Here is a 12,517-nt window from a genome sequence, read left to right on the forward strand (position 1 = left end):
GGTTTGTGCCAGATTCAGCCAGTCACGTAATACTCTGATGTTTACACGGCTGAAATTCGGATTCTTGCAGGAGCAAACCTTGCTTAAAGATTTGGCGGAAAGTGAATTCGAATGAAGTTTATCCACACCTCAGATTGGCATCTTGGTCGACAATTCCACAATGTATCACTACTCGAAGATCAACAAGCAGTACTCGAACAACTGATTAACTATATTGAACACAACCCCGTCGATGCCGTTGTAGTGGCGGGAGATATTTATGACCGTTCGGTGCCACCAACGGTTGCAATAGAACTGCTAAATCGAGTCGTGAAGCGTATTTGTACTGAACTGAAAACACCGATGATATTGATATCTGGCAACCATGATGGTGCAGAACGATTAGGTTTTGGCTCAGAGCAAATGAAAAATGCAGGCCTTCATATTGTTAGTAACTTTGAAGATATGCTAACTCCCATCATCATAAAAACGGACTCTGCGGGTGAGGTAGCGTTTTATGGCATGCCTTATAACGACCCTGAACAGGTCAGATTTGCCTACAAAACCTCGGTATCAACTCATGATGAGGCACATCAACTGCTTGTAGAGCAAATAAGAGAGCATTTCATTTCAGAGCAAAGGCGTGTTCTCGTTAGCCACTGTTTTGTTGATGGTGCTATTGAGTCTGACTCTGAACGACCACTATCTATTGGTGGCTCTGATCGCGTAAGTCATGAGCATTTCTTAGATTTCGACTACGTCGCACTTGGTCATTTACATCAGCCTCAGAAGAAAGGCGCAGAGCATATCCGTTATTCTGGTTCACTTATGAAGTATAGTTTTGGTGAACAGAACCAGAAGAAAGGCTTCACGTTAGTCGAACTAGACAAGAAAGGATTTGTCTCTGCTAAACATATTGAGCTAATTGCCCCTCATGAAATGCGCATTGTTGAGGGAGAGCTAGATAAAGTCATAGAGCAGGGCAAGACTGACCCTAAAAATGAAGATTATTTGTTCGTTCGTTTGATGGATAAACATGCGATTTTAAATCCAATGGAAAAGCTTCGTTCGGTGTATCCAAACGTTTTACATCTTGAGAAACCGGGTATGTTAATTGGGGTAGAGCAGGAAATGGCGCAAGCAAAGTTGGCCCGAAGCGAAATTGATATGTTCCGAGACTTTTTTATTGAGGCACAAGATAGTCAATTATCCCAAGAGCAAGAACAAGCCGTTACTGACATTATTAAGCAATTATCACAGCAATAGGGACCAAAGATGAAACCAATTAAACTTACCATGCAAGCCTTTGGTCCGTTTGCAAAAACCGAAGTCATTGACTTTGAAAAGCTTGGCCGTAACCCTCTGTTTTTGATTAATGGTCCTACAGGCTCAGGTAAAACGTCGATCTTAGATGCCATTTGCTTTGCCCTTTACGGTGAAACTACCGGTAATGAGCGGCAAGGCATCCAGATGCGATGTGACTTATCGGCGCAAGACTTACCAACCGAAGTCGTTCTAGAATTTTCGTTACATGGCAAACAATACCGAGTTGTGCGATCTCCAGAGCAGGAAGCGCCCAAAGCGCGTGGTGAAGGGATGACGGTAAAAAAGCACACTGCGGCTCTTTATGAACTCGGCGAGACCGAAAAGCTCATCACTAGCAAGACGACTCAAGTTAAAACAGAAGTGAGCAATATTATTGGTTTGAATGAAACGCAATTTCGCCAAGTAATGGTATTGCCTCAAGGAAAATTCCGGGAGCTGTTGCTTGCTAGCTCTAAAGAGCGCGAAGAAATTTTTGGTCAGCTCTTTCAAACGGACATATATAAAAAAATTGAGTACGCGCTCAAAGATAAAGCGAGCGCAATCAGTAAAGCGAAAGATGAATTTGATAATCAAATTCGAGGCGCTTTACAAGTTGCAGGAGTGAGTTCAGAGCAGGAATTATTACACCAGCTCGAACAAGCAACTGAGCAGCTAGAGGTCGATAGAAAGAAAGAACAAGCTTCGTTAGATAAGCTAAATGTTGCTAAATCTGAATTGCAAAAAGCGGAAACTATTAATGGAGAGTTTTCGAAACGAGAGCAAGCAGAAAACGCACTCAAGCTGCATCTAGAACACTCAGACTCGATAAAAGTTCGTCAACAGCAATTAGAAAATGCTAAAAATGCCAATAAGATAGAATTACCCTACGTCTCATTACAAAATGCAAAAACTCAAACTCAAGAGCTCAGACAAAAAATCGTAGCTTTGAAAGAGAGCCTTGATAAAGCCAATGCTGTTACGAAAGAAAAAGAAAACTTGCAGCAAAGTGCAAAAGAAGCCGCGGCAAAAGTCCCACAGTTAACGCAACTGCAGTATCAACTTGAAAGCATGAAAGACAAGTTGCTTGAAAAAGCCAACTTGGAAAGAAAAATAACGGCAGGTCATCAACAAAAGCAACAATTTGAAGCAACGTTAAAACAGTACATAGAGCTGAAAGACAAGTTGGCGTTTCAGGCGCAACAGGGCCAGAAAGATCTAGAGCAAGCCCGAGTAGATGTTGCGCTTGTTGGCAGCATCGATGCGGAAATAAAACAAAAACAACGACTACTACAGGATCTACAAAAGCTGCATGGTCTTACTTTGGAGCTCTCTAAACTCACGGCGTTAACCGTAAGCAAGCAGCAGTCATTACAGGAGGCCAGTCAGCGCTATATGCAGTGTCAACAAGCCGCTGATACGATAGAGCTTAAGTGGCACAACGCTCAAGCGGCAGTATTAGCGCAGCGACTAAAGGCAGGTGAAGCATGTCCGGTATGTGGCAGCCAAGCGCATCCTAACCCTGCGACGTTTGTTGAAGAAGTCGTTACAAAAGAGCAAGTTCAGGCTGCCAGAGTGAAAGAAAGAGAAGCTCAAACCTCACTGAACCAGCTAAGTAATCAGCAAGAACAACATAACGTTGTCATTATTCAGCATCAGAATCAAATCGACCAGTTGAAAGAAGAGCTTGGTGAGCATGCAGCATCTGAGATCTCGACGGTTCAAACTGAGTTGCAGGCGCTTAATGATCAACTTCTACGTCTACAATCTATTGATATTGAAAAGCTAGAAAAGAACGTTGAACAGCTTAATCAACGCTGCTTAGTGGGTGAAAATAAAATTCATGAGTTGCAGAATCAAATGGCGGCAAATGAATCAACCGTTCAAGCAAACCAAGAACAATTGACTCAATTACAAGCTTCCATTGATCCGAAATACAGTTCCGTTGATGCGCTTGAGCGTGACATTTTGCTCACAAAAGAGCAAATTCTGACCTTGAATACAGGTTTAGAAAAGGCGCAAAACGCTTTGCAGCAAGCGGTATTAGCGCAATCGAATGCTGAAAGTCAGTTAGTGACGAACAAGCAGTGGCTATCTGAGTCAGAACAAAAGCTTAGCCAAGCAGAATTAGCGTGGAATGAGGCATTACAGGCGAGTAAATTTGAGGATGAAAGCAGTTATCTAAATAGCAGAGTGACAGATGATGAGCTTCAAGCGTGGCAGAAAGAAATAGACAACTTCAAACAGACACAAACCAAGCTTGAACAAACACTACATGATTTAAACCATGCATTGAAAGCGCTTGAAAGACCGGACTTGGATTCGCTTAACGACAGCTTAACCACTCTGCAGGCGCAGTATATTGAAGTAAGGAATCAGCTCGATACCACGCGCTCAACCTTTGAGCGAATTGAAAAAGTTCGTAAAGATATTGATACGCTGCATGAGAAAAATAGTAAGTTAGAAGAAGAGTACAAAGTGTTTGGTACGTTATACGACGTTGCCAGCGGTAAAACAGGCAGCAGGGTTAGCCTGCATCGCTTTGTTCTTGGTGTACTGTTGGATGATGTGTTGATTCAGGCCTCTCAACGTTTAAGCCTCATGAGTAAAGGGCGCTATATTCTTGCTCGAAAAACAGAGGGCTTCAAAGGCGCTGCGGGTCGCGGCTTAGATTTAATGGTTGAAGATGGTTACACAGGAAAAACACGTGATGTTGCGACACTTTCCGGTGGTGAATCGTTTATGGCAGCGCTTGCTTTGGCGCTTGGCTTGTCGGATGTTGTGCAATCCTATAGTGGTGGTATCCGTTTAGACACTTTATTCATTGATGAGGGGTTCGGTAGTTTAGACCCAGAATCTTTGGATCTCGCGATTCAAACGCTAGTGGATTTACAACAGACTGGACGCATGATCGGTGTTATTTCTCACGTTTCTGAGTTAAAAGAACAAATGGCGCAGAGGATTGATGTTGAACCATCAAGAGTCGGTTCGATAGTATCGGTCAAATCTCAATGTAGCTTCGCTGTCTAATTCCGTTGCTATCACAAACCCCAAAGCCCCTATCTAGGGGCTTTCTTACTTAATCGCTACTGTTCGCAAAAGTGGCCTTCTTTTGGCGACTGGGTAATCGCATACTCACCATCTAGGTTGCGATAAACAACTGTATTCCAAATAGAGCCATCATCCAATTCAAACTCAATGGCATAGTTGACGCCGCTAACGATTTGCGCGTGAACGTTCAGTATTTGTTTGAACGACGCTATTGTGTCCATTCTTTTCAAAACAAAAGCCATTGCCTTTTGTGCATCAGGGGTAGCATTAAACTCATTCCACCCACCTGGCATGTTTCCTTGTGTATTACATACATCTGCCGAGGTTGTTAATTGTGTCGCTTGGCTTGGGTTTTCCTGCGGGCAACCTGCAAGCAATACCAAAAGTGCACAAACTGACACTGTTTTTAATTTCATAACAATAACCTCTGTCTATATCGCGACGTATTATAGGAGGGGGATATGACAGCGTATGTCTATATTGTGCAAAGTTTCTATATGCATACGGTTAAATGCTGACAAAATATACAAGTATGCCCAACTTGTAAGTAAAACATAGAACAATATTGTTAGGGAATTGCTGACATAACGAGGTTTTGGTGTTCAGCATACTATTGACAATGAAGAACTGTGATGTCTAGCTACGTACCTTTGGGACAGTGGTGCGACTTAGTGATCGATTTGCTACCTTCTACAGTAAAATCAATCACTAAATCAAATTTAGGTGTTGTATGAAATCGCTAAAAACATTATTACTTTTATCACTTGTAACTTTATTTGGCTGTACCTCTAAACCTGATGGGGTGGAGCCAGTTAACAATTTTGATTTAGAGCCTTATCTAGGCAAGTGGTACGAAATCGCACGGCTCGATCATTCGTTTGAGCGTGGTCTATCCAACGTTACGGCCGAGTATCGGCTTCGCGAGGATGGTGGGGTTAAGGTGACAAACCGCGGATATTCAGAAGAAGATCAACAGTGGTCCGAAGTTGAAGGTAAAGCTTATTTTGTTGAAGACGAAACGGTTGGGCACTTAAAAGTCTCCTTTTTTGGGCCAATCTATTCTTCTTACATTGTGTTTGAGCTAGGTGAAAACTACGACTATGCGTTTGTCTCCGGTTACAACCACGACTACTTGTGGCTATTGTCTAGAACACCCAACGTTGATGAGAAAATCCTGGAGCGTTTTAAGCAGGTTGCTAAAGAGAAAGGTTTCGCGTTAGATGAGCTAATTCTCGTTGATCAAGAGAGTGGACGCCAGTTTTAAGTTCATCAATGTGACTTCTAAAATCAACAGAAGCGAAGTTTCTGTCTAAGCGGTTTTGAGTTTTGCTTGGAATATTTTTGTTACCTTGTAACCTCATGTAACCAAAAATATAGCCCCATCATTTGTGATTACTCGTGATGGGGCTTATATAAATTTGAGTGAGCGTCGAAAGGTTGATTTATCGACAAACGGTTATGGTTTACTTAATCAAACGAACGATCAGAGAGCCAGGCGCCCGAATAGATTCCACATTGTGGCTGAGCACTGTACCACTTGTAGGGGCGGTGTAGCGCTCAACTTCAGTGCCAAAGCTGTCGTATTGAATCGCAACCAGTTGGCCTTGCTCGACAAAATCCATCAAACCGACATGAGGTAGTACAAAGCCGCCATGTGTCGCTTTCATACTGACGATCTCGTTTCCTTCCAAGCATGAAGTGATAGGCTCTATCTCACCTTCTACGACATTATGCTGCTTCAACACATTTAAAATGCCTGATACGGTTCGACTAATGAGTTTTTGCTCTGTGTAGCGCCCCATACCCACTTCAACCGTAATGCTTGGGACACCATGGTTATTCCAAACGGTTTCAAGGACGCCAGCATCTCCGGGATCATTTAAAATCGCATCAGGATTAATGAGACGAGCCATTTCTAATGATTGCTCAATTCGGAAGTCTGCAAACACGTATAGTGGATAGGCCGCACCACTGGTTTGAGTGTGAAGGTCAATGGCTAAATCAGCATTTGGCTTGAGCAGATCATTCCACAATGCATATAAGTAGCGTTGTGCCTCATTGCCGTTTTGGTCACCAGGGAAAAAGCGGTTTAAGTTTGCAGGAGACGCATCCGGGTCTGCGGAATAGAAATCGCGGCTGTGGTTTAGCATACCTGGCATGTTAATGGTTGGAACAATAGTGACAGTACCAGCGACTTCAGTGCCAATGAGTTCTCTAGCGGTCTTCTGCGCTGCTAACACACCATTATATTCATCACCATGAACCCCTGCGGTGATCATGATTTTCTTGCCAGGTTTTTCACCTTTGAATACCAAAACAGGAAGATGTTGCCACTGAGAGAGCGCGTTGGTCGCGATGCGGAACCAAAACTTATGCTCACCCGGACCTAGGTCTGCTACATTGAGAGATTGAATCACTTGATGACCTTGAATCATGTCATCGAGAAGTTGTGTTGCCATTAAAGTTACCACTCCAAAACCATAAGCCAATCTAAAACCTTAACGTCGCCATACGAAGAGTATTAATAAGGCGAGAACGTGTCTCGCCTTAGTGCCAATTGATTTCGTTTTACGCAAACCCCATCATATGAGCTGCGATAACGACGACACTCGACAGGGTAAAGAGTAATAGGATAAATCGCCAGCAGAATTTTGCCCAATCACCCCAGTCGATGCGGCAAACACCAAGCGTTGCCATCAAGGATGCTGAAGTAGGGACGATAACGTTGGTAAAGCCATCTCCAAGTTGGAATGACAAAACGGCAACTTGGCGCGTGACACCTGCAATATCCGCCAATGGCGCTAATAAAGGCATCGTCAGTGCCGCTTGTCCAGATCCGGAAGTAACGAAGAAGTTGAAGATAGATTGAAATACATACATTAACCATGCCGCAGCTACGTCAGGAAGCCCACTGATCACGCCGCCAGCACTGTTCAGAATAGAATTCAGTACACTCGCTTCATCGGTCGTACCGCCACCTAGGATAAGTAACACACCTTTCGCACAACCAACCAATAGAGCAGGAGCAAGCATAATAGCCGCCCCCTCTTTAAACGCATCGGCTGCGCAGTTGAGCGTCATACCGTTTAAGCGAAAAATCGTACCGATGATCGCGACAACAAAGCCCATAGTGAAAAATTGAGAAGCGATTTCTGGGATGTACCATGCGTTAGCCACTACGCCCCAAACAACCCATACTGTGGTCGCGATGACCGTAAGGATAACGAGTGTGTCACCTAGGTTCCAACGAGAATCTTGATTGCCAAGCTCTTGCTGACGGAAGTATTTGTCTGTGCGGTGACTGTAAGAAAGTTCTGGGTTTGACTTCACTCGAGCGGCGTAGAGCATTGTGAAAGCGATACCGATTAACGTAAAGCTAACCCATAACCCCATGCGCACAGTCATGCCGGATAAAACAGGTACACCCGCAATGCCTTGTGCAATAGCGACGGAGAAAGGGTTCATCCAAGAAGTAGCGAAGCCAATTTGAGTCGCAACATAGGTCACCATTACCGTAGTGATACCATCATAACCAAGGCGAACCATAAGCGGAGCGATAATAATCGCAAATGCTACGGCTTCTTCACCCATACCAAATACCGCACCGCCCAGAGAGAACAGCAAAAATAGCACTGGAATGAATAGCGCTTCGTTACCTTTGGTCTTATCGATAAGGCGCAAGATACCGTTGTCGATGGTGCCTGTTCGCATTACAACGCCGAAAGCACCACCGATAACCAACATGAACATAATCACGCCGATCGCGCTGCCCCATTTAGAGCCTGAAACTAGCCCTTCGAAAGGGAAGTTCATGAGACCAATGCCACCACCAGAAGCAAACAGGCCAACCTTGTTGTAAACCAATTCACCGTTTTCGTCGGTTGCATAAGAGAAAGAAGATGGATCGATAACCGTGCGAGTTTTTTCTGCACCATCGACCATATAAGTCACTTGCTGACTGTCAAAATGGCCAGCAGGAATTAAGTAGGTAAGAATCGCAGCGAGAATACCAACAATGAAGATCAAAATGAGGGTATCTGGCATCTGCCATGATTTGGGTGTAGCAACCGAGTCCGTTGGTTGCGCATGTGTGTGAGACATAACTTACTTCACGTTAAATTCAATGAAGCATGAAATATCAATAAACCAGAATAAAAAGTCAATATTAATGGAAATATTGAACTATAAATTCATCAAATATTTGAAGTGAAGTCATTGTGATTATTTTACAAGCAAAGTTTGGTTAAATGTTTTGGCTCGGGTCGAGGGCTCACAAGCTCTTGTTGTGAGCCGAGATAAATAAATCATTTGTCTTGCGTCTGTTCTGCATAAAATGCAGCGACATCACGAAGATCCTCATCATTTAACATTCTTAATTGTGCGCCCATCATTTCGGCAAGCGGCCCTTTACGTTCGCCTGCTTGGTAAGACTTCATCGCATCGTATAGATACTGGGCATTTTGACCTGCAAGATTTGGATAGGCATCATTACCTGCGACGCCTGTTGCACCATGACAATAGACGCAGCTAGGGGATTTGATTTTACCTTTATCAGCATCACCAAAAGGCGCGGCATGGCTAGCGGAAGAGAAAATAAGAGAGGTTAGAAGTACAAATCTGAACATGAAGATTGTCTATACGCTAAAAAGTCATATCGATACAATAAAGCTTCCCCTTAGGGGAAGCTCAATGATCAAAATCAAACTAAAGCAGAGATTTAATGCTTGATAAGAAATTGTCGATATCTTGCGCTGAAATGTCTTTATGAGTCACGAAACGAATGGGGTTTCCAGGTGTTATCGTGATATTTTGTTCCTTTAGTTTCGCAGCGATATTTACTATGTCCACTTGAGGATCAAGCTTCGCGAATACGATATTCGTTTGAACAAAATCAGGGTTGACTGAAAAGCCAGGCAGTTCTGCTAAACCTTCTGCTAAATTTTTTGCGTTGACATGATCTTGTTTTAGCTGTTCCACTTGTTCGGTAAGGGCAAGTTTGCCAGCTGCGGCAAGAATACCCGCTTGACGCATACCACCGCCGACCATCTTTCTTAAGCGACGTGCTTTTGCGATGTACTCTTTGCTACCAAGCAGTAACGAACCAACAGGGGCAGCCAAACCTTTCGACAGACAAATCGTCATTGAATCAAAATACTGACCGATTTCTTTTACCGGAACATCTAAAGCAACCGCTGCATTGAATACTCTTGCGCCGTCGAGATGCATCTGCAAGTTATGTTTATTCACGAAGTCACGAGCTTCTGCTAAGTAAGACAGAGGCAGCACTTTGCCATTAATCGTGTTTTCTAAGCTGAGCAGCTTGGTACGAGCAAAGTGACAATCATCTGGCTTAATCGCCGCTGCCAGTTTATCAAATGGGAGTGTGCCATCTGGGTTATTTTCGACTGGTTGAGGTTGAATTGACCCAAGTACTGCTGCGCCGCCAGCTTCGTACTTGTAGTTATGTGCTTGCTGCCCACACAGATATTCATCTCCGCGTTCACAATGCGCCATTAGGCCGAGCAGATTGGCTTGCGTGCCTGAAGTGGTAAACAAAGCCGCTTCGAATCCTGCAAGCTTTGCGGCAAACTCCTCAAGCTCATTGACCGTAGGGTCATCACCATAAACATCATCCCCAACGGGGGCCTTAAACATGGCCTCTCGCATGGCTTGGGTAGGCTGTGTAACGGTATCTGATCGAAAATCCATGAATGTCTCCTTGGTCAAAGTCCTAAATATATCCGCAAAGGCGCGCTTTGCTTAAACAAGCGATCGTTTTGGCATCGGTAATTGTGCCATCAATAATCTTGTCTTCGAGTTGTTGGAGTGACAGGGTAATAACCTCAATCACTTCATCTTCATCACATTCGTAACGGTTGGTTTGGCTGAGCTTCTCAGCGACAAATAGGTACTGTATCTCATCACAAAATCCGGCAAGGGGAGTGACTTGGCCGAGAGAGGTAAATTTTTCTGCACTATAGCCCGTTTCTTCCTCTAGCTCTCTTTTCGCGCAGCAGAGAGGGTCTTCATTGCCTTCTCTTGTACCAGCAGGAAGCTCCAAAAGCCATTTATTAAGTGAAGGGCGAAATTGATGGACAAGAACCACCTCACCTTCCGTTGTAATAGGGAGAATCACCGCAGCGCCCGGATGATGGATTGTGGTGTGCGTAATTGCCTGTCCTGTAGGAAGCATAACCTCTTCTTCAATCAGAGAAATTTGCTTCCATTTATGAACTATTTTGCTCATGCAGTTATAACCCTAGCTGTTACCGCATTTTGACGTTTTTCGACATTAACCACAAATGGTGGGAAACAAAAGCAAAAAATGTTGCAACACGACGAAAGCGTTTGCACTTTCAGTGAGCTGTATCTCATAAATGGAAACTTTGATTGCTGGCTAAAGAAGGGGGTAAGCATCTGCTATAAGGGGAATTCAACAAAATACATTTGTAACAAAGTTATAACAAGTGTATAAAAATGTTAACGCAATACCAGTTCAGCAGCCGGAGAACGTATGACACAAACCTTATTTGCCTCAAATGCCGAAAAAGCGCTTCTCTCAGAACGCATCAACAAGTTGGCTAAAGCGTTAACGGATGGCGTTTATGAACGCGAACATACCATCAAGCTCTGCCTCCTTGCGGCACTTGCTGGTGAAAGTGTTTTTCTTTTAGGCCCACCTGGCATTGCAAAAAGCTTAATTGCCAAGCGACTTATCCAAGCGTTCGATAATAGCAGTTACTTTGAATACCTGATGACGCGATTCTCAACACCTGAAGAAGTTTTTGGGCCACTGAGTATTCAAGAACTCAAAGATAACGGTCGTTATGTTCGCTTAACTAAAGGGTATTTGCCAACCGCACAAGTCGTATTTTTAGATGAAATCTGGAAGGCGGGCCCCGCCATTCTGAATACATTGCTGACAGTGGTCAATGAGAAAACGTTCAAAAATGGCAGCGATATTGAGCGTGTGCCAATGCGTTTGTTGGTATCGGCGTCCAATGAACTGCCAGATGAAGACAGTGGTTTGGATGCACTTTACGACCGCATGTTGGTGCGCGTGTTTGTGAATCGAATTCAGAATAAACAAAACTTTAAGTCGATGTTGACGGTAGGCACGTCACAAGAGGCACAAGTGCCAGAAGGGCTAGCAATAACAGATGAAGAATATCATCAATGGCAACAGCAGCTCGACAAGCTGACGTTAACCGATAATGCATTCGAGAAGCTTTTCCAGCTTAAAACGATGTTAGAAAGCAAAGTCGAAGCTCAGTTTGGCGATGTCGCTAATACCGACATGTATGTGTCTGACCGCCGCTGGAAGAAAGCCGTGAAATTGCTAAAAGCGAGCGCGTTTTTTAATGGACGCGATGAAATCAACCCACTTGATCTACTGTTGCTGCAAGATTGTTTATGGAACAGCCCTGAATCGCGAGACGTGGTACGCGAAGTGGTCCAAGAGTTCGCCCTAAAACATGCATTTGACCAACAAGACGCCGAACAGGAAATTGAATACTGTCGCGAGTCTTTGGTCGATGTTCAGCATGAGCTTGAAGATGCCTACCGCATGACGTTAACGTCTGAAGCGGCAACGGGTATTCTGCGCAAAGAAACCATGCGTTTTGATACCTCTAAAGCTAAGACCTACAAAGTTGGCGCAGCCGTTAACTTAGTTAAACTGGTTATTTTGCAAAGCAACATGTCGGTTTCAGAGTCAGAGAAAGGCGATAGCCGCTGGGTTTACGTGCCAAAAGATGAACTAGACCGAGTCATCAAAGAAGGACACGGTGATGTGTATGGCTACGTCAATCAAAACACCAACATGTGTCGTTTACGATTTGATGTTGATGCCGCAAATAACCTAGTTATCCGTGATATCGCAAACCGAGGCATTCTGGTGAGCTTAGTGACTCAAGAGGGCTTGGATATAGAGCTTTACCAAAAGTGGTTAACGCAGAGTGAAAAAGCCGTAAATCAACTCAGTGAAGCAGAGCACCATATGCGCAAGGTAAAAGCGAATTTTCATGATGCGCTTCCGCATAGCTTTGTTGATCCTGAATTACCACGCCTAATGGAGTCGAGTCTGCAGCAGGTCAGTCAGAGACTTGAGTCTATCCAAGCTGAAAGCGAAAAAGTTATCCAACGCTTTAAAAACTTACATCAGTTTTTCTCATAAGGAGACGAC

General features: G+C 43.9%; 10 protein-coding genes. 4 read left to right on the forward strand and 6 right to left on the reverse strand.

Annotation, left to right across the window (positions count from 1 at the left end):
- The first annotated feature begins 111 nt into the window (after window positions 1-111).
- Window positions 112-1,245, forward strand: coding sequence for an exonuclease SbcCD subunit D (locus NL643_RS20730; RefSeq protein ID WP_237311093.1), 1,134 nt, complete (start codon window positions 112-114; stop codon window positions 1,243-1,245).
- A 9-nt stretch (window positions 1,246-1,254) separates the two neighbouring features.
- Window positions 1,255-4,311, forward strand: coding sequence for an AAA family ATPase (locus NL643_RS20735; RefSeq protein WP_253645090.1), 3,057 nt, complete (start codon window positions 1,255-1,257; stop codon window positions 4,309-4,311).
- A gap of 56 nt (window positions 4,312-4,367) precedes the next feature.
- Here NL643_RS20735 and NL643_RS20740 read toward each other — a convergent pair whose 3' ends face one another.
- On the reverse strand, window positions 4,368-4,748 hold the full coding sequence (locus NL643_RS20740; protein WP_253645091.1) for a cystatin domain-containing protein: 381 nt from the start codon (window positions 4,746-4,748) through the stop codon (window positions 4,368-4,370).
- Between the two features lie 314 nt (window positions 4,749-5,062).
- On the opposite strand from NL643_RS20740, the gene NL643_RS20745 reads away from it, so the two are divergent.
- A complete protein-coding gene (locus NL643_RS20745; protein ID WP_085343749.1) occupies window positions 5,063-5,596 on the forward strand; it encodes a lipocalin family protein in 534 nt (177 codons plus the stop codon).
- 199 nt (window positions 5,597-5,795) lie between these two features.
- Here NL643_RS20745 and NL643_RS20750 read toward each other — a convergent pair whose 3' ends face one another.
- The 5 genes from NL643_RS20750 to NL643_RS20770 all read right to left on the reverse strand — a co-directional run bounded on the left by NL643_RS20750 (window position 5,796) and on the right by NL643_RS20770 (window position 10,579).
- A complete protein-coding gene (locus tag NL643_RS20750) occupies window positions 5,796-6,791 on the reverse strand; it encodes a succinylglutamate desuccinylase/aspartoacylase family protein (protein WP_243327810.1) in 996 nt (331 codons plus the stop codon).
- A gap of 109 nt (window positions 6,792-6,900) precedes the next feature.
- Complete coding sequence (yfcC, locus tag NL643_RS20755) at window positions 6,901-8,433, reverse strand: putative basic amino acid antiporter YfcC (protein WP_253645092.1); 1,533 nt, start codon at window positions 8,431-8,433, stop codon at window positions 6,901-6,903.
- A gap of 203 nt (window positions 8,434-8,636) precedes the next feature.
- Entirely contained in the window at window positions 8,637-8,957 is a 321-nt protein-coding gene (locus tag NL643_RS20760) for a cytochrome c (protein WP_005396401.1), read from the reverse strand.
- Between the two features lie 79 nt (window positions 8,958-9,036).
- A complete protein-coding gene (ltaE, locus tag NL643_RS20765; RefSeq protein WP_253645093.1) occupies window positions 9,037-10,041 on the reverse strand; it encodes a low-specificity L-threonine aldolase in 1,005 nt (334 codons plus the stop codon).
- Between the two features lie 22 nt (window positions 10,042-10,063).
- Entirely contained in the window at window positions 10,064-10,579 is a 516-nt protein-coding gene (locus NL643_RS20770) for an NUDIX hydrolase (protein ID WP_074189661.1), read from the reverse strand.
- 267 nt (window positions 10,580-10,846) lie between these two features.
- Here NL643_RS20770 and NL643_RS20775 point away from each other — a divergent pair, with 267 nt between their 5' ends.
- Entirely contained in the window at window positions 10,847-12,508 is a 1,662-nt protein-coding gene (locus NL643_RS20775; RefSeq protein WP_145472985.1) for an ATPase RavA domain-containing protein, read from the forward strand.
- Window positions 12,509-12,517: the final 9 nt, after the last annotated feature.

Origin of the sequence: Vibrio sp. Y42_MX_L11, assembly GCF_024181785.1 — a bacterium.
GTDB classification, from domain to species: domain Bacteria; phylum Pseudomonadota; class Gammaproteobacteria; order Enterobacterales; family Vibrionaceae; genus Vibrio; species Vibrio diabolicus.